The sequence below is a fragment of the Paracoccus aminophilus JCM 7686 genome (assembly GCF_000444995.1).
GTDB lineage: Bacteria > Pseudomonadota > Alphaproteobacteria > Rhodobacterales > Rhodobacteraceae > Paracoccus > Paracoccus aminophilus.
In genome coordinates this window covers 81,118-99,446 of record NC_022049.1, presented here as the reverse complement: position 1 = coordinate 99,446, position 18,329 = coordinate 81,118, and the positions used below count along the sequence as shown (strand labels likewise).

Below are 18,329 nucleotides of genomic sequence, written 5' to 3'. Positions count from 1 at the left end.
GCGACGATGAAAAAGATCCTGATTGCCAACCGGGGCGAGATCGCATTGCGCATCATCCGCGCCTGTCGCGACAGTGGGATTGCGGCGGTCGCGGTCTATGCTGACGCCGATGCCGATGCGCCTTTCGTGCGCGCCGCCGATGAGGCCTATGCTCTGCCCGGCAACCGCCCCGCCGAGACCTATCTGAACATCCCGGCCCTGCTCGAAATCGCGCGCCGCGCGGGCGCGGATGCGGTTCATCCGGGCTATGGTTTTCTCTCCGAGCGCGCCGAATTCGCCGAGGCCGTGCTGGCCGCCGGGCTGATCTGGATCGGCCCCGCGCCCGAGGTCATTGCGCGCCTCGGCGACAAGGTCGCGGCCCGCGCCATTGCGCGCGAGGTCGGCGCGCCTCTGGTGCCGGGCACCGATGGTCCGGTCAAGGACGCCGCCGAGATCGAGGCTTTCGCGCGCACCCATGGCCTGCCGGTCGCGATCAAGGCGGCCTTTGGCGGCGGCGGGCGCGGCCTGCGCGTCGCGCGCCATCTTGATGAAATCGCTGAACTTTACGACGCCGCCCGCCGCGAGGCCGAGGCCGCTTTCGGCAATGGCGCCTGTTACGCCGAACGCTTCCTCGACCGCCCGCGCCATGTCGAGGCGCAGGTGATTGCCGATCAACACGGCCATGTTGTCGTCCTTGGCACGCGCGATTGCTCGCTCCAGCGGCGCAACCAGAAGCTCGTCGAAGAGGCCCCCGCGCCTTTCCTGAGCGACGATCAGCGCGACCGCATCACCACCGCCGCCGCCGCGATCTGCCGGGCGGCGGGCTATACCGGGGCGGGCACGGTCGAGTTTTTGCTGGGCGGGGACGGGCTGATTTCCTTCCTCGAGGTCAATACCCGGCTGCAGGTCGAGCATCCGGTGACCGAAGAGATTTACGGCGTCGATCTGGTCGCCGAGCAGTTCCGCATCGCCCAAGGCCTGCCGCTCTCGATAACCGAGGCCCCCGCGCCGCGCGGCCATGCCATCGAGTTCCGCATCAATGCCGAGGATCCGGGCCGAGGCTTTTTGCCGACGCCGGGGCGCATCACCGGCTGGCGCGCGCCCTCGGGGCCCGGGGTGCGGGTTGATAGCGGGGTCGAGACCGGCTCGCTCGTGCCGCCCAACTTCGATTCGCTGATGGGCAAGCTGATCGTGACCGGCCCGACCCGCGAGATCGCTTTGGCCCGCGCCAGCCGCGCTTTGGCCGAATTCGAGATCGAGGGCCCGGCGAGCGTCCTGCCCTTCCACCGCGCCGTCGTTCAGGCGCGCGATTTCACCGATTCCGCACATTTCGCCGTTCATACCCGCTGGATCGAGACCGATTTCGCCGAGCCGCTGGAGGCCGCGCTGCGCGTCGCCCCATCAGAGCCTACCCTGCTGCGCGGCCCGGTCGAGATCGACGGCAAGCGCCATGACATCGGCCTCGGCCCCGCACTTCTCGCCCGGCTTGCCGCTCATCTTGGCGCGGTCGCGGGGCCTCTGACCGTGGCGGCGCCTACGCCCGAGGCAGTGGAGGATGAGGGCGCGATCCGCGCGCCGCTCGCCGGGCTTTTGGGCAAATGGCTGGTCGCGAAAGGAGAGGAGGTCGCCGAGGGTCAGGCGGTCGCGGTGCTTGAGGCGATGAAGATGGAGACCCCGATCGCGGCGCCGCGCGCGGGCAAGCTGCAGCCCCTGACCGCAGCCGGGGCGACGGTCGAGCCCGGCGCTGTGCTTGGCCGGATTCTCTGACGGGCTTTAGCGCGGCGGCTTCGGTGCCGTGATCCAATCCCAGACCTCGGCCCGCACCCCGGTCATCGCGCGATCGAGGCGCAAAGCCAGCACATCCAGCGGCTGTGCGGGCAGATGGGCAGAGAGATCGCTGAGGCTGCCCTCGGCCACAGCCTGCGCGGCCAGAGATTGCGGCACCCAAGCGACGCCAATGCCCTGACGCGCCATTTCCAGCGCGGCGAGCGTCAGCGCGGTCTCGGCCTGCGGCTTTGCCGCGCCCCGGCTCATCACCTCGGGCAGCAGGAAACGCTCCATGATCTGGCCGAGAAAGACCTCGGGCGGATAGGCGATATAGGGCAGATCGGGAGCAAACTCGCCCGGTACGGGTGTGGTGGGTGCCTCCTCAGGTGCGCCAAGCCCGAGATCCGCCGCGAGCCGGGGCGCCGCGACCGGGATCAGCCGGTCCTGACCGATCACTTGCGTCTCGATCAGCCGGTCATAGACCGGGCTCGCAATCTCGGCGAGCCCATAGACCACCGCGATATCGACCCGCCGCGCCAGCAGTTGGTTGTAGCACTCCTGCATGTTTTCCGAGCGCAGATGCACGAAGACCCGCCCATTCTGCGCCCGCAACCCGTCAAGCATTCCGGGCAGAAGCGCCGCCGCCAGCGCGTGCTGGCTGATCAGCAAAACCCGCCCCGCCGAGGCATCGCCGAGCCGCAGATCCGCGCCGAGTTCGCGCAAGGATTGCGCGAGATGGCGCATCCGCGCGATCTCATTGGCGACGGGGGCGTGAAGCTGCAGGGGCTTGCGGGCGCGGTCAAAAAGCTCGACCCCGATCTGCTCTTCGATCATGCGCAACCGGCGCGAAAAGGCCGATTGGGTGAGATGGCGGCGCGCGGCGGCATCGCCAAGCGAACCGGCATCGGCGACCGCCAGAATATCCTCGATCCATTCCAGACGCATGGCATCCTCAATATGTAATCTGTGCAATATACCTTGCCGCATTCGCATTTGAAGCGGCAAATTCTCCCCTGCATAAGTCGGGATATGCAAGTTTGAAAGGTTCGCCATGCATCTGTCCCGCTTCCCCCGCGTCTTTCTCGCCCATCTGCCGACCCCTCTGGAAAAGCTTGACCGCCTGTCCCATGAATTGGGCGTCGAGATCTGGATCAAGCGCGACGATTGCACCGGGCTGTCGACCGGCGGCAACAAGACCCGCAAGCTCGAGTTCCTGATGGCCGAGGCACAGGCCGAGGGCGCGGATCTGGTCATCACCCAAGGCGCGACCCAGTCGAACCATGCCCGCCAAACCGCTGCTTTTGCCGCGAAACTTGGCATGGGCTGCCATCTTCTGCTGGAGGATCGCACCGGCTCGAACAAGGCGAATTATCGCCAGAACGGGAATGTGCTGCTCGATCATCTGCATGGTGCAACCACCGAAACCCGCCCCGGTGGCGCTGATATGGCCGCTGAAATGGAGGCGGTCGCGGCCCAGTTTCGCGCAGCCGGGCGCAAGGTCTATGTCATTCCGGGCGGCGGCTCGAATGCGACCGGCGCGCTTGGCTATGTCAATTGCGCCTTCGAGCTGGTCTCGCAGGCCAATGACCGGGGGCTCGTCATCGACCAGATCGTGACCGCGACCGGCAGCGCGGGCACGCAGGCGGGGCTGATCACCGGGCTCAAGGCGATCAACGCGCGCATCCCGCTGTTGGGGATTGGCGTGCGTGCGCCGCGCGAGAAGCAGGAAGAAAACGTCTTCGCGCTCGCCCAAAAGACCGCCGAGAAGCTTGGCTGCGCGGGTGTCGTGGCGCGCGAGGATGTGCTTGCCAACAGCGACTATGTCGGCGCAGGTTACGGCATTCCGCGCGAGGATACGCTGGAGGCGATCCGCATGTTTGCTGAGCTCGAGGGGATTTTGCTCGACCCGGTCTATTCGGCCAAGGGCGCGGCGGGGCTGATTGATCTGTGCCGCAAAGGGCAGTTCAAGGGCCAGCGCGTTGTCTTCCTGCACACCGGCGGCTCGGCGGCTCTGTTTGGCTATGACGACGTGCTGCTGGCCGGGCGCGCATGAGTATGGGCGCGAAAAAGCGCGTCGGCATCTTGGGCGGGATGGGGCCAGAGGCGACCATCCTGCTCATGCAGAAGGTGCTGGCGGCGGTGCGGGGCGGGGCGGAAGGGGATCACATCCCGTTGATCGTGCATCAAAATCCGCAAGTGCCCTCGCGCATCGCGCGGCTGATCGAGGGCCAAGGGGACGGGCGGGGCGAGGATCCCGGCCCGGTTCTCGCGGCGATGGCGCGGGATTTGCAGGCGGCGGGGGCCGAGGCTCTGGCCATGCCGTGCAACACCGCCCATCACTATCTGCCCGAGATCGCTGCCGCCTGCCGCCTGCCCTTCATCGACATGGTGGCGCGCGCGGCCGATCGCGCGATCGAGCTGACGCCGCAGGGCGGGCGGATCGGTATTCTTGCCTCGCCCGCCGTGCGTCAGGTCGGGCTTTATGACCGGGCTCTGGCGGCGCGCGGGCGCGTCGCGGCCTATCCGCGCGACGATGCGCCGGTGCTCGACGCCATTCGCCAGATCAAGGCGGCGGGTGCGGGGGACGCGGCGCGGGACGAGCTGAGGCGCGCCTCGGCTGATCTCGCGGCACAGGGCGTCACCGTCCAGATGCTCGCCTGCACCGAGCTGTCGCTGATCCCCGAAGCGGTGGCTGTGGGCGTGACCAGCTTCGACACGCTCGACTGTCTCACCGAGGGGATTGTCGCGTTTTCAAAGGGTTGAACGTGCGAGGTGCGGAGCCAAAGCTCCGCGCCCTACGCGAAGGGCGAGGGTTACGCCGCTTCTTCGACGCCGCAGATGTTGAGGATCGTCAGCATATAGACTTTGATCATATCGATGTAATCGACGATATCGACGCGCTCGTCGGGCATGGTGTTATAGCGCCCGCCGCAGCCGCAGACGATGCCCTCCATCCCGCCAAGCTCGTAGAGATGGCCGGCATCCGAGCCATAAAAGCGCGTGGGGGTGATCGCGCCCGTGGGCTGAGCCTCGCCGCGCACCTCGAGATAGGCCGCGTTGATCGCGGCGACGATGGCGCTGTCGCGGTTGACCTCATAGGGCGGCATCAAGGAGAGGCCCTTTTCCTCCATCGTATCCATCGAGATGAGCTTGGTGCGCAGCCCCGGGAAGCGGTCACGCAGCGCGGCGAGCTCTTCTTCCATATCGGCGAGCACGCCCTCGCGGCTCTGGCCGGGCGCATAGCGGGCCGAGCCCTTCAGCACGCAGAAATCGGCAACCTGCGGCGGGCGCCATTCTTCGAGATCGCGGCCAAGCGCGCCTTTGAAGACGCCAACATGGCAGCGGTTGACCGAGGCATGTTCGGGCGAGAGCGCGCCTTTGAAGGTCATGGCATTCAGGCGCGGCACCAGATCGCAGCCCGCCGCCAAAGCATCGACCGCCTCTTCGCGCTTCGAGAGATGTCGGGTGTCGCCGGTGAGCTCGATCTGGAACTTCAGCGCCGCCGCATGCATGGTCACCGCGACCAGATCCGAGGGCTCGCAATTGACGAAATAATCGGCGCGCAGGCCCTCGCGCAACAGCGCCTCGGTGCCGACGCCGCCCTGCAATTCGCCGACGACATAGGTCAGGATGACATCGCCCTTGAGCTTGACCCCGGCGGCTTTCAGCGCGCGCACCGCGCAGAAATAGGCGGCATCCGAGGATTTCATATTCGAGACGCCGATGCCGTAGATGAAGCGGTCATCGACGAGCCCGCCCCAGGGATCGACGGTCCAGCCCTCGGTCGCGGGGTTGGTGTCGAGATGGCCGTTAAACATCAGGCTTTTGCCGCCGCCAGTGCCGCGGAAGGTGCCGACGCCATTGCTGCGGCCCTTGTCGCCGAAGGGGCGGATCTCGGCCTCAAGCCCGATGGCGGCCATTTCCTCGACCATGCGCTTGACCAGAACGGTCTCGCCCTCGGTCTCGGAATAGGTCTTGTGCTTGACCATCATCGAGACGAAATCGAGACAGGCCTTCTCATCCAGACTGTCGAGAAGTGCTTTGCGGTCCATGTTATTCTCCGTCAATTTGCTTTGGGGGCAAGGCCTTGCGACCGCGCCCCCGCGAAAGGGGCGCGCCTTAGCGCAGATGGGTGGAGGCCGGGGCCGTCACCGCGCCCAACAGCGCGCGGGTGTAATCGGCGCGGGCGGGATCGGTGATCGTCGCGGTTTCCGCGACCTCGACCAGATCGCCGCGATACATCACCGCGATGCGATGGGCGATCTGGCGCACCAGATTGATGTCATGGGTGATGAAGATGTAAGCCGCGCCGCTTTGGCGTTGCAGCTCCATCAACAGTTCGATCACCGAAGCCTGCACCGAGACATCAAGCGCCGAGGTGATCTCGTCGCAGATGACCAGACGCGGGTTCGACAAAAACGCCCGCGCAATCGCGATGCGCTGCTTTTCCCCGCCCGAAAGCTGATGGGGATAGCGATCGATATAGCTCGCAGGCAGGCGGACGCGTTCGAGCATCTGGGTGATGCGCGCGCGCGCGCTCGTGCCGTCGCCGCCATCGGTGCCGCCGTAAAGCCGGATCGGGCGGCCGAGGATTTCCGAGATGCGCTGGCGCGGGTTCAGCGAGGCATCGGGATGCTGGAAGATGATCTGGACATCGCGGCGATAGTCGCGGTCCATATCGGCAAGCCCCCGGACCGGGCGGCCGTCGAATTCGATCAGCCCCTCGAAGCGGTTGAGCCCGGTCATCGCGCGCGCCAGCGTCGATTTGCCCGAGCCGCTTTCGCCGACGATGCCCAGAACCTCGCCCGGGCGGATGTCGAGCGTGATCGCGCGGTTGCCGACGACGCCCTTGCCCTCGCGGCCAAAGACCTTGTCGATGAGCGAGCGCCGCCCGTAATTGACCGAGACCTCGCGCACTTTGACCAGCGGCTGCGCCTCGGTCTGGGCCAGCGGCTGGACCAGCCGATGCGCGGGATCGGGCACAGCGTCAATCAGCGCGCGGGTATAGGGATGCTGGGGATTGCGGAAGAGGCCCGCGGTCGCGCCCTCCTCGACGATGGTGCCTTTTTCCAGCACTGCCACGCGATCCGCCGTCTGGGACAGAAGCGCCAGATCATGCGAGATATAAAGCGAGGCGACCCCGGTCGCGGCCTGCAATTCGCCAAAGAGATCAAGGATCTGGCGCGCGGTGATCACGTCGAGCGCGGTGGTGGGCTCGTCGAAGATGATCAGTTCGGGATTGCAGGCAAAAGCGGTGGCGATGACCACGCGCTGCTTTTCCCCGCCCGAGACCTCATGCGGCATCCGCTCCATCATCTGGGCGGGGGTCTTGAGCCCGACATGGGCAAGCCGCGCGGTGCCCTCGGTCCAGGCCTGCGACCAGCTCAGGCCCTGATGGCGCACCAGCACTTCGGCCAGCTGCTCTCCCAGTCGCAAGGTCGGGTTGAGCGAGGTCGCGGGGTCTTGAAACACCATCGAGATGCGCCGGCCGCGAATGCTCGACATCGCGGCCTCGGTTTGCGCGCGCAGATCGGTCGTGCCAAGGCGGATCGCCCCGGCATTCTCGACCGCGTTTTGCGCCAGCGCGCGCATGATCGCCGAGGCCATCGAGGATTTGCCCGAGCCGCTTTCGCCGACCAGCCCCAGCACCTCGCCGCGCGCGATGCTGAAATTGATCTCCTTGAGCACCTCGATCCGGCGCTTGCCGACCTGATAGGCCAGCGAATAGTCGCGGACATCCAGAACGGGATCTGTTGTGTCGGTCATGGTCATTCCTCAGGTCCGGGGGTTGAGCGCATCGCGCAGCCCGTCGCCCAGCAGGTTGAAGCCGATGGCGGTCAAGGCGATGGCGGCACTGGGCCAGAGCAGGATCCAATAGGACCGATGCAGGAAATCGCGCGCCTCAGAGACCATCAGCCCCCAATCGGTCGCGGGCGGCTGCGCGCCAAGGCCAAGGAAGGACAGCGTCGCGAACAGCATGACCGCGAAAGAGACGCGAATGGTCATCTCGACCACGATCGGCGCGATCACATTGGGCAGCATCTCGCGCAAGATGATATAGCCCGAGCCCTCGCCCCGCGCGATCGCGGCCGAGACATATTCCTGTTTGCGCACCGTCAGTGCGACCGCACGCGCGATCCGCGCCATGCTGGGCATGAAGGCGATGGCAATGGCCAGCAGCGCATTGAGCGAGCTTGAGCCGAGCAGCGACACCACGAGCAGCGCGAGCAGAAGCGACGGGATCGCCATGACCGCATCGACCGTGCGCATGATCAGCTCATCCGCGCGCCCGCCGAGATAGGCCGAGCCCGTGCCGAGAATGGCGCCGCCAAGCGTGCCGATCACGGTGGCCAGCAGCGCCATCAGCACGGTCGAGCGCGCGCCTTCAAGCAGACGGCTCAGGATGTCGCGGCCATATTGGTCGGTGCCCAGCCAATGAGCGAGCGACGGCGGCTTGTAGCGGGCGAGCGATTGCATGTCCTCGGGGCCGTAGGGCGTGAGCCAGCGGCCTGCCAGAACCGCGATCAGGATCAGCCCGACGATCAGGCAGCCCAGAAGGCCCTGCGGCGTGCGCAAGAGGCGGCGCAGAAAGTCAATCATACTGGATCCTCTTGTCGAGCCACGCATACATCAGGTCGGCGGCGAAATTGACGATGGAATAGGTCGCGGCCATGATCATCACCCCGGCCTGAATGACCGGCAGGTCTCGGGCCTGAATCGCGGTCATCAGCGCGCGGCCGATGCCGGGGATCGAGAAGATCTCTTCGACGACGATGACGCCGCCCAGCAGATAGCCCACATCCAGCGCGACAATGGTGATCGTCGGCAAAAGCGCATTGCGCAGCCCGTGGCGCAAAAGCACGCGGCGCGGGCGCAGGCCCTTCAGCCGGGCGGCGCGGATGTAATCGGAATGCAGCACATCGACCAATTCAGAGCGCACCATGCGCGAGACATGGGCGATCATCATCACCGAGACGACCAGCACCGGCAGCACCAGCCGCTGCAAGCCGCCCCAGAAATCCTCGGAGAGCGGGATATAGCCCGCAGGCGGCAGGATGCCCCACCAATCGGCGATCAGCGCGACCGCGAGCGTCGCGGTGACGAACTCCGGCAGCGAGACCCCGATATAGGAAATCAGCCCGACCACGAGATCGGCCGCCTTGCCGCGCCGCACCGCCGCGATCACGCCAATCGGCACCGCGATCACCAGCATGAAGCAGAGCGAAAAGACCGCGAGCGTCAGCGAGGTGCCAAGCGCCGAGAAAAGCGCGGGCCCGACCGGCTGGCCGGTGCGCAAAGACTGGCCGAAATCGCCCTGCAGGACGCCGCCTGCCCAATGAAGATATTGCTGCCAGATCGGATCATTCAGACCCATCTGGTTGCGAAGCGCGTCAAGGGCCTCGGTCGTGGCATTCTCGCCCAGCATCATCACCGCCGCATCGGCAGGCAGGATCTGGGTAATGCCGAAGACGAGGACCGAGACAACGAAAAGCGTATAGAACACCAGCGCGATGCGCTTGAGGATGTAACTCGCTGACACGTTGACTTCCTGTCATCGATGGTGCCCGCACGCCGCGGGGGACGGCGGGCCTTTTCGGGATCGGACCGGCCCGGGACTGCCGGGGCCGGTCGGTCGGAGCGGCCCCAAAGCCAGGGCCGGGCGGCCCGTCGGTGGGGCCTGCCCTTCCGGGCTTAGCCCTTACGCGTCGGCGAGGCCGCGGTCAGCCAAGCGAAGTCAAGGCGATAGACCGAGCCGCGCGGGTGGATTTCATAGCCATCAACCCAGTCGCGCTTGGCGCCGAGCACGTCGAAGAAGGCCGGGATGATCGAGGGAACTTCCTCGGTCATCAGCGCTTGCGCCTCGGTATAAAGCTTGGTGCGCTCGTCAACCGCGGTGGTGGCGCGGGCGCGTTTGACCAGATCGTCGAATTTCGGATTGTTCCAGCGTGTCTCGTTCCAGGCCGCATCCGAGGTGAACAACAGCTTGAAGATCGCATCCGGCGTCGGCTGCATATTGTAGAAGCCGACGTAGAACGAGCCCTTGGTCCAGACCTGATCGAGATAGGTCGCATGGGGCATGGTCACGACATTGATCGTGATCCCGGCCTCTTTCGCCATATCCTTCAGCGCGACCGCAAGCTGGCTGCGCAGCGCCGGACGGTCCGAGGCGATCAGCTCGACCTCGATGCCATTGGGATAGCCCGCCTCGGCGAGAAGCGCCTTCGCGGCTTCGATGTCGCGCTCGCGCTGGGTGACCGGGGCGAAGAACGGATAAGATTCGTTGATCGGCGTGTCATTGCCCTTGGTGCCAAAGCCCTCGGTCATGAAATCGACCATGGCCTCGCGGTCCACGGTCAGCGCCAAGGCCTTGCGCAGACGCACATCGTTGAAGGGCGGCAGATCGGTGCCGAAGTTCACATTGCAGAACTGACCCGAGGCCGCGCGCAGCACATTGACCCCCTGCTGGCCGTCGAGACGCATGTAATGGTTCGGGCCAATGGTCGCGACCAGATCAATATCGCCCGACAAGAGCGACGAGGTTTGCGCGCCGAGATCGGGGAAGACATGCAGCTCGATCCGGTCGAGATAGGGCCGCGCGGGATCGTAAAAATCGGGGTTGCGCTCGACCACCATCAGCCGGTCGGGCTCGTAGGACACGAGCTTGAAGGGCCCGGTGCCATTGGCCGTGCTGCGCAGGCTGTTGAGATCGCCGCGCGCGACGCTCGCCGGGATGATGCGCGCGCTGTTGAAGGCCAAAGCGGCGGGCAGGTCGGCATAGGGCTCGGTCAAGGTAAAGCGCAGCGTGACCGGATCGACCGCCTCGATCTTCTCGATCGGGCCGACGTTGTTGCGCGCAGACGAGGCGACATCGGGGTTCAGGATCGCCTCGAAGGTCGCGACCACATCTTCCGAAGTGCAGGGCGCGCCATCGTGGAACTTCAGCCCCTCGCGGAGGGTAAAGGTCCAGACGGTTAGCTCGTCATTCGACTGCCAAGCGGTCGCAAGATCGGGCTCGACCTCCATCTTCGTCGTCAGGCGGGTGAGGTTCGAATACAAAAGCTCAGTCGCCAGATATTCCGGGTTCACCCGCGTCAGCAGCGGATGGATGACGCTGATCGCCTGATCCAGAGCGACCCGCAGGGTGCCGCCGCGTTCGGGCGTGGTTTGGGCAAGGGCAAATTTGGGCGAAGCCGCCAGCAGCGCGAGGGCGGCAGCGGTCGAGCTTAGGAAAGCGCGGCGGTTGACGGTCATACCGTTACTCCTTGTCATGGTCTGAGGTGTCAGGAATCGGGGTTCAGCTCGGGTTCGAAATCGGCCGCGAGATAATGCAGGATGGTGCGCGACAGCGCCGCCAGATCGGCGCGGGTGGTGTGCTCTTCCGCGCCATGGCCGTTCGAGCTCGGCCGGATCAGCCCGCTCAGGATGATCTCTTGCGCGACGCCCGCTCGTTGGACATAGCCCGAATCCGAGGCGCTCGCGGCGGCGTATTTCACGAAATCCTCGGGCGCGGCGCCGAAGCCTTCCTGCACGGCGCGGATCCAGCGCGGATAATGCGGGCCGGTCGGATCAGCGGTCGGGACAAGATGGCCGATCAGGTCGACATCGAGCCCCGCCCCGTCCGGGCAGGCAGCGCGGATCGCGCTCTCGATCTCGGCGCGGGCGGCGGCGAAATCCTCCTCGGGGGCATAGCGGCGCGAGACGAGGAAGGTGAAGCGGTCGGGCACCTGCCCGCCGCAGGTCCCGCCCTCGGCCACGGTGATCGCGATCTGAGCGGCCAGCGGCGGCGCGCCGGGCGGGGGCGGCAGGGCCGAGACCCGCGCGCTGACGCTCGGGCGCAGATCCTGCACCGCCTGCATCATCGGCAGCGCCGCCTCGATCGCATTGATGCCCTGCCGGCGGCGGTCGGCGATGTAATTGCCGGCATGGGCGGCAAAGCCCGTGACCGTGACCTGAAGATTGAAACTGCCAAAGCAGCCGCCCCAGATCCGCGGCCCGGCAGTGCCGTTGAAATTCACCAGATGGCCGCCGATCAGCCCCTCTTCGGCGAGGTAACGGATGCCCGGATAAAGCCCGCCCTCCTCATCGGTGCAAAGCAGAAGCTGCGGGCGATAGGCCAGCCGGACCCCGGCCTTTTGCGCCACGCGCAAAGCATGAAGCATCGCCGCAATCGCGCCCTTCATATCCGCCGTGCCAAGGCCATAAAGCGTGCCCGCCTCTTCGGTCAGCCGGAAGGGATCGCGGCTCCAGCCGGTGGCGGCGCAGACGGTATCGACGTGAAAATAAAGGCTGCACACCGGCAGCGGGCCATCGGTCTCGGGCAGATCGGCGATCAGATTGATGCGCTCGCCCCGAGCCGGGCCGCGCGGCACGAACCACAGCGCCTCGGGAACGGTCACACGGCGCGTCGCAGCGCCCAGGGGGGCGAGCAGGTCTTCCATGAGGCTCGCGAAATCGCCATAGCCCAGCCCCGGCGGAAAACTGGTGTCGCAGGCGATCATGCGCCCGAGATCGGCCACGGCCTGATCCAGCTCCATGTCGATCATCGCACTGGCCTGTGCGATGGCAGTCTGCTGCCCCATCCCGCCCTCCTCTGCGTTCCGGTCGAGCTTCACGCTCTTTTATATAAACTATAGAGTAATAGAGCGACGATTCGCCTTGACGTCAACTGGCAACCGACGATCTTCTTGATCCAAACCAAAAATTCCTTTCGACAGCCGGAGCAGTCCGATCTCTACCGAAACCACCTCTTACGATCCGATCTACCGCACGGTCGCGAATGAGATCAGAACCCGAATCGATCGCGGCGACTGGGGGCCGGGCACGGTGCTGCCTGCGGAAATCGCTTTGGCGAAAGAGTTCCGCGTCTCGGTCGGCACGATCCGGCGGGCGTTGGGCGATCTGACCTCGGGCGGGATTCTGGCGCGGCGGCGCAAGACCGGGACCGTGGTCACCGGCCGCACCGCCCATCATTCGCTGCGGTTTTTCTACGATTATTTCCGCCTGCATTCGCGCGAGGGCGATTTCCAGAACTCGTCGTCGCGCACCTTGCGCGTCGAGCATCGCCCCGCCAGCGACAGCGAGGCCGAGCGGCTGGGCCTTGCCCCCGGCGCGGGCGTTCAGGTGCTGCACCGGCTGCGGCTCGTCGCGGATCGCCCGGTGATGCATGACCTCATCATCCTCTCGAGCGAGCTCGCGCCGGGCCTGCTGGCCGATCCGCAAAACGTGCCCGAGCGGATCTATCCGCTGCTTTGGAGCGAATATGGCCTGAAGATTTCGGCGATCCGCGAGCAGCTCGAGGCCGATCTGGCCACCGAGGAAGATTGCGCGCTGCTGAATCTGACGCCGCCCGCCGCCGTCATGGTGCTGAATGAGGTCGCCTATGACGAAATGGCCCAGCCGATCCTGATCAACTACCACCGCGCGACGACGAAAAACGACGTTTATATCAACGAGATCCAGTAGCGCGACCGGGGGGTGTCCCGCCTGCGCCCCAATTGCTCCCGTCAAACGCGGGGCGAAAAGTGTCGGGAGTGATGCGGGATTTGTCAATTCCGACACTGTGCGCTCTCGCCCGGCGGCGTTAGCTTTGCGAAACTGCCCCGCAAACCGCGCCCGCATATGGCGCGCGCCCCGCAGGATCGGGGCCTGAGGAAAGGACGAAAGCAATGAGACTTCTGGTTGTCGGCGCCGGCTCGACGGGTGGTTATTTCGGAGGCCGTCTGGCCGAGGCCGGGCGCGATGTGACCTTTCTGGTCCGCCCGCGCCGCGCGGCGCAGCTGCGCGAGACCGGACTGCGCATCCGCAGCCCGCATGGCGATGCCGATCTGGTGCCGCAGCTTGCCTTGGCCGAGGATCTGCGCGGCCCCTATGATGCGATCCTGCTGACGGTCAAGGGCTATGCTTTGCAGGCGAGCCTTGACGATATCGCCCCCGCCGTCGGGCCGGACACAATCATCCTGCCGGTGCTGAACGGGATGCGCCATATCGACCTGCTGACCGAGCGCTTTGGCGCGCAGGCGGTCGGCGGCGGGCTTTGCCGCTGCTCGACCACGCTTGGCGAGAATGGCGAGATCATCCAGCTCGCGAAGTTTCAAGACCTCGTTTACGGCGAGCTCTCGGGCGAGAAAACCGCGCGGATCGAGGCGCTGGACGCCTTCTTGCAAGGCGCGGGATTCGAGGCGCGGCTTTCGCCCGATATCGCGCGCGAAATGTGGGGCAAATGGTTCTTCCTGTCTTCGCTCGCGGCGGCGACCTGCCTGATGCGCGGCACGATCGGCGAGATCGCCGCCGTGCCCGGTGGCGCAAGCGTGGTCGAGGCGATTGTCGATGAGGCGCAGACGATCATCTCGGCGGCGGGCGTCGCCCCCAGCCCCAAGGCGGTCGCGACCGCGAAGGCGCAGCTGACCGAAGCGGGCTCGAAACTGACCTCCTCGATGTTTCGCGACCTCGAGGCGGGTCTCGCTGTCGAGGCGGTCGAGATCCTTGGCGATCTGGTCGCGCGCGGCGAAAAGCACGGGATTTCCGCGCCTTTGCTGACGGCGGCCTATGTCAATCTGGCGGTCTATGCCGGACGTCAGCCGGGCTGAGGCCCTCTCTTGCAACGCATGAACCCCGGCCCGGATTGATCTCCGGGCCGGGGCTTTTCAGTGAGGCTTTTCGGTGGGGCTTCTCCGTCAGGGCTCAATGCGCGGCGACGATGCCGGTGTGACCCTTCAGCCCGTTCAGCGCCGCATTCATCGAAATCGCGGTCAGCGCGCCCATGATGACGGGCGAGTGGAACACGACCTGCGACCAATCCGGCATGAACTGGAAGAAATCGGGCTTCACGATGGTGATCATCGCCATAGAGACGCTCAGCCCCACGACCATGAAATTGTTGAAGCTGGTCTCGAAGTCGATCTTTTGCAGCGTCTTGATGCCGACGACGACCAAAGTGCCGAACATCACGAAACCCGCACCGCCAACCACCGGCTTTGGCAGCGAGGCGATCGCGGTCGCGAGCACCGGCGAAAGGCCGAGCACGATCAGGAAGCCGCCCGCCAGCGCCACCGTCCAGCGGCTGCGCACCCCGGTGATATTGACTAGCGCGACGTTTTCGGAAAAGGCGGTATAGGGAAACGAGTTCATTATCCCGCCGAGCATGGTCGAAAGCCCATCGGCGCGCAGCAGGTCAGAAATCGTGCGCTCGGTCGCGGGCTTGCCCACCATCTCACCGACGACAATCGTGTCTCCGATCGATTCCACCCAAGTGATCGCGACGACAAGGCACATGGTCAGGATCGGGATCAGATGGAAGGTCGGCATACCGAAATGGAAGGGCGTGACCACGGCAATCGGGGCCGCGTCCTTCACCGCGCTGAAATCGAGCATCCCCATCAGCGCCGCCAGAATGACGCCAATGATCAGCCCGAGAAACACCGAGATGTTCTTGATAAAGCCGCGCCCGAAGACATTCAGGAGCACGATCGCCGCCAGCACCAGAAAGGCGAGCCCGATATAGGCAGGCCGCCCGGCGTCCGGGACAAAGCCGCCCGCCGCATATTGGATGGCGACCGGCAGCAGGCTGAGCCCCATCACCGTCAGCACCGCACCGACGACGACGGGCGGGAAGGCGCGCACGATATAGCGGCCAAGCGGCGCCATCAGAATGGCGAAAAGCCCGGCCGCGATCACCGCGCCATAGATCGCCTGAAGCCCGGCATTCGGCCCGCCCGCAAGGATCGCGGGGTTCGAGCCGATCGCGATCACCGGCGAGATCGCGGCGAAAGTGATGCCCTGCATCAGGGGCATCCGCACGCCGAAGCGCCAGAAGCCGACGGTTTGGATCAGCGTGGCCAGGCCGCAGGTGATGAGATCGGCCTGGATGAGAAAGGCGACCTGCGCCTGGGTCAGATTAAGCGCGCTGCCGATGATGAAGGGCACGGCAATCGCGCCGGTATACATCACCAGCACATGCTGGGCGGCCAAAAGCGACATGCGTCCGGCGGGCAGGATTTCGTCGACGGGCGCCACGCGCGCGCCGCTCTGCGGGCCTGCCGCCCGGGAGAGGTCTGTTTGGGTCATTTTGCGGTTTCCTGACTGGAGGGACCGGGTTTCTGGCTTACCAGAACCCCTCATGCGCCTTGGCGATCTCTTCCTCGAGCGCGGGCACCGGGCCCAGAACCTCGACCCGGCGCTGGCCCGCGTCGAAAATATGCTCGCAGGGCATGTCCATCGTCAGGTTTTCGGGATTGTCCCCGGTCAGCTCGGCCAACCGCTTTTCGGTCATGCCGTAAACCACGCGCCCGATCCCCGCCCAATAGGTCCCGCCCGAGCACATGCAGCAGGGCTCGACCGAGGTCACCAGCGTGCATTCTGCGAGAAACTCCGGCGGATAGGCTTTGGCAGCGGCGCGCGCGACATTCATCTCGGCATGGCCGACGCCTTTATCTGCGCGAAACGTATTGCCAGAGCGCAGCAGCACCGCCCCATCCGGCCCGGCCAGAAGCGCGCCGAACGGATGGTTGCCGCTGTCGCGGCTGGCCTGCGCCAGCTGCATCGTCTCGCGCAGATTGGCGAGATCTGCGGCGGTGGGCTCCGCTTTCTTGTCGGATTTTGACATGCTGGGTCTCCTCCCCCTTGGTCTTCCTCTGGCTGTAGCTTGACCTAAGGGGAGGCTTGCAACAAACGGTATGAATCGCGCATCATGTGCGAAATTTTCGAACAAGGCCGTTCCCCATGTCTGCCTTCTCCCGCGAGTTCTTCACCTTCATCGAGGTTGCCCGCGAAAAATCCATTCGCGGCGCGGCGGAAAAGCTGAACCTCTCGGCCTCGGCTTTGAGCCGACAGATGCAGATGCTGGAAAAGGCCTATGGCGCGCCGCTTTTGGTGCGGGTGCCGCAGGGGGTGCAGCTGACCGAGCAGGGCGAGGCGCTGCTGGTTCAGGCGCGCAAATGGCTCGACGATGAAAGCGGGCTCCGGCTCGCGATGGCGCGCACGGCGGGTCGCGCGCGCGGCGATCTGCGGCTTGGCATCATGGAATGCCTGACGCCTTTCGTGGTCGGCGGGCTGGTGTCGTCAAGCGTCTCGCTCAAGGTCAGCATCGGCAATACCGAGACGCTGGTCGAGCAGCTGTGCCAGAACCAGATCGACGCGCTGATTGCCTTCAACGTCCCGAGAATGCCGGCGCTGCGCATCCATGCCGAGCAAAGCTATGAGCTTGGCGTGGTCTATGCGCCCGCGCTGGCCCCGGTGGGAGAGGCGCCCTATCGGCTCGAAGATTGCCTGCGCTGGCCCTTGTGCCTGCCCGACACCAGCCTCTCGGTCTGGCCGCGTCTCGATGCCGAGATCTACCGCGTCCATGCCGAGCCGAAGATCGTCCTGCGCACGAATTCGATCGCGCTTTTGACCGATGCGGTGGCGGCGGGCGTGGGGATCAGCTTTCTGACCTCGCTCGATGCGGCGGCGGGGGTGGCGGCCGGGCGGTTCAGTTTTGGCCGCCTGGGCAACCGGCGATTGGCCGAGCGGCTGTCGCTTTGCACCGCGCTGACCGCGCCGCTGAATGCCGCGCAAACCCGGCTGATCGCTGGCTTTTTTCGCAATCTGCCGACCGGGCCAGATGGCGCCGCCGAAGCGCATTCCGCCTCTGACGTGCCGCCGGGCTAGGGCGCGGCTGCCCTTTCGGCGGGGCGCGCGCGGTGGCGCAAGCGGCAAGCTCTCTGGCACGAGAATCCAAGATCGCGGCGCGCGGGCATGGTCTAGTTCCTGAACCGCCGATGAAGGATCGGCCCGAGAGGAGAAGTTATCCGCAGTCATCAACGCGCCACGAGCGTGCCGCGTGAGGCGTGACATCGCGACCCAGAGCATCAACCAAAGCCCGAGGCGATCCCATCTGACGCGCGCCAGTGTCTGTTCGGCGCATTCTCGCCTCGCACCGCCGCTCGACCGGCCCGAGTTCTGGCAGGCTCTGGGCGATGCCGCCCCGGCCTATCTCAGCGGCGTCGTGACCAAGGGCATGAGCGCGCCTTTGACCATTCGCGGCGAAAGTTACGCCGGGATGGTCGTGCCTGCGGTCGCGGGAACCTCGGATGAAGTGCTCGCCGAGATTGGCACATGGGTGCTGCAAGAGCTTGGCAAGACAGGAAAAACCGTCACGGTCAGCGAGATCACAGCGGCGCGTGACGGCACGCTCGGGCCCGCCGATCTCAAGGCGATTCGGCCAAAGGATTTGGCGATGCGCGGGCCTTTTGCCTTTGTTGCGATGCGTTTTGCCCCGGTGCGCTTTGCTTCGATGCGCGCTGCCGCGACGCGTTTGGCCCGGCTGGCGAGGTCGCGATCTGCGCTGGCCTGCGCCGCGCTTGGGCTGGTGGCCTCCGCACTGCCCGCCGCCGCCGAGATCGCGGCGGCTCCCGCCCCAAGCGCGGGGCGTCCGGCAGCGAAATATCCAGTGACACGGGCCACGGCGCGGCAGGATTACATCCTCCATTACTCGGACTGCCACGGTCTTTAGGGCATGAGCGCTGAGGTGGCGGGCAGTCCGGCCTTTCCGGGCTCGCTCGGCCATATTGCCGGGGATGATCTGGGGCGGAGCTATCTCATGCCTG

The 18,329-nt window shown here is 65.7% G+C and carries 16 protein-coding genes; 7 read left to right on the top strand and 9 right to left on the bottom strand.

Annotation, left to right across the window (positions count from 1 at the left end; all coding sequences use genetic code 11):
* Positions 1-6: 6 nt before the first annotated feature.
* The gene (locus tag JCM7686_RS18580) at positions 7-1,746 is read left to right on the top strand and encodes an acetyl/propionyl/methylcrotonyl-CoA carboxylase subunit alpha (protein WP_020952260.1); all 1,740 of its coding nucleotides are present in this window, start codon (positions 7-9) and stop codon (positions 1,744-1,746) included.
* Positions 1,747-1,752: 6 nt separating this feature from the next.
* On the opposite strand, the gene JCM7686_RS18575 is transcribed toward JCM7686_RS18580, so the two are convergent.
* Complete coding sequence (locus tag JCM7686_RS18575) at positions 1,753-2,691, bottom strand: LysR family transcriptional regulator (protein WP_020952259.1); 939 nt, start codon at positions 2,689-2,691, stop codon at positions 1,753-1,755.
* Positions 2,692-2,797: 106 nt separating this feature from the next.
* On the opposite strand from JCM7686_RS18575, the gene cuyA reads away from it, so the two are divergent.
* Positions 2,798-3,799, top strand: coding sequence for a D-cysteate sulfo-lyase (cuyA, locus tag JCM7686_RS18570; RefSeq protein ID WP_020952258.1), 1,002 nt, complete (start codon positions 2,798-2,800; stop codon positions 3,797-3,799).
* The gene (gene cuyB, locus JCM7686_RS18565) at positions 3,796-4,509 is read left to right on the top strand and encodes a cysteate racemase (protein ID WP_020952257.1); all 714 of its coding nucleotides are present in this window, start codon (positions 3,796-3,798) and stop codon (positions 4,507-4,509) included. Before cuyA ends, cuyB begins: the two co-directional genes overlap by 4 nt.
* A 50-nt stretch (positions 4,510-4,559) precedes the next feature.
* On the opposite strand, the gene JCM7686_RS18560 is transcribed toward cuyB, so the two are convergent.
* The 6 genes from JCM7686_RS18560 to JCM7686_RS18535 form a co-directional block, all read right to left on the bottom strand.
* Complete coding sequence (locus tag JCM7686_RS18560; RefSeq protein ID WP_020952256.1) at positions 4,560-5,798, bottom strand: M20 family metallopeptidase; 1,239 nt, start codon at positions 5,796-5,798, stop codon at positions 4,560-4,562.
* A gap of 67 nt (positions 5,799-5,865) precedes the next feature.
* Positions 5,866-7,512, bottom strand: a complete 1,647-nt coding sequence (locus JCM7686_RS18555) for a dipeptide ABC transporter ATP-binding protein (protein WP_020952255.1) — start codon at positions 7,510-7,512, stop codon at positions 5,866-5,868.
* 9 nt (positions 7,513-7,521) lie between these two features.
* The gene (locus tag JCM7686_RS18550) at positions 7,522-8,346 is read right to left on the bottom strand and encodes an ABC transporter permease (RefSeq protein WP_020952254.1); all 825 of its coding nucleotides are present in this window, start codon (positions 8,344-8,346) and stop codon (positions 7,522-7,524) included.
* The gene (locus tag JCM7686_RS18545; RefSeq protein ID WP_020952253.1) at positions 8,339-9,286 is read right to left on the bottom strand and encodes an ABC transporter permease; all 948 of its coding nucleotides are present in this window, start codon (positions 9,284-9,286) and stop codon (positions 8,339-8,341) included. Before JCM7686_RS18545 ends, JCM7686_RS18550 begins: the two co-directional genes overlap by 8 nt.
* Before the next feature lie 152 nt (positions 9,287-9,438).
* Complete coding sequence (locus tag JCM7686_RS18540; protein WP_020952252.1) at positions 9,439-10,998, bottom strand: ABC transporter substrate-binding protein; 1,560 nt, start codon at positions 10,996-10,998, stop codon at positions 9,439-9,441.
* A gap of 29 nt (positions 10,999-11,027) precedes the next feature.
* Positions 11,028-12,326 (bottom strand): M20 family metallopeptidase, encoded by a 1,299-nt coding sequence (locus JCM7686_RS18535; protein ID WP_041528137.1) that lies wholly within the window; start codon positions 12,324-12,326, stop codon positions 11,028-11,030.
* 121 nt (positions 12,327-12,447) lie between these two features.
* Here JCM7686_RS18535 and JCM7686_RS18530 point away from each other — a divergent pair, with 121 nt between their 5' ends.
* Entirely contained in the window at positions 12,448-13,209 is a 762-nt protein-coding gene (locus JCM7686_RS18530; RefSeq protein WP_084621223.1) for a GntR family transcriptional regulator, read from the top strand.
* 203 nt (positions 13,210-13,412) lie between these two features.
* Positions 13,413-14,333 carry a 2-dehydropantoate 2-reductase gene (gene panE / locus JCM7686_RS18525; protein ID WP_020952249.1) on the top strand — a complete coding sequence of 307 codons (921 nt, stop codon included), beginning with the start codon at positions 13,413-13,415 and terminating at the stop codon, positions 14,331-14,333.
* A 94-nt stretch (positions 14,334-14,427) separates the two neighbouring features.
* On the opposite strand, the gene JCM7686_RS18520 is transcribed toward panE, so the two are convergent.
* Positions 14,428-15,810 carry a nucleobase:cation symporter-2 family protein gene (locus tag JCM7686_RS18520; protein WP_020952248.1) on the bottom strand — a complete coding sequence of 461 codons (1,383 nt, stop codon included), beginning with the start codon at positions 15,808-15,810 and terminating at the stop codon, positions 14,428-14,430.
* Positions 15,811-15,847: 37 nt separating this feature from the next.
* Positions 15,848-16,348, bottom strand: a complete 501-nt coding sequence (locus JCM7686_RS18515) for a nucleoside deaminase (RefSeq protein WP_020952247.1) — start codon at positions 16,346-16,348, stop codon at positions 15,848-15,850.
* Between the two features lie 116 nt (positions 16,349-16,464).
* On the opposite strand from JCM7686_RS18515, the gene JCM7686_RS18510 reads away from it, so the two are divergent.
* Both JCM7686_RS18510 and JCM7686_RS23630 read left to right on the top strand, forming a co-directional pair.
* Complete coding sequence (locus JCM7686_RS18510) at positions 16,465-17,391, top strand: LysR family transcriptional regulator (RefSeq protein WP_020952246.1); 927 nt, start codon at positions 16,465-16,467, stop codon at positions 17,389-17,391.
* Between the two features lie 172 nt (positions 17,392-17,563).
* Positions 17,564-18,235 carry a hypothetical protein gene (locus JCM7686_RS23630; RefSeq protein WP_020952245.1) on the top strand — a complete coding sequence of 224 codons (672 nt, stop codon included), beginning with the start codon at positions 17,564-17,566 and terminating at the stop codon, positions 18,233-18,235.
* Positions 18,236-18,329: the final 94 nt, after the last annotated feature.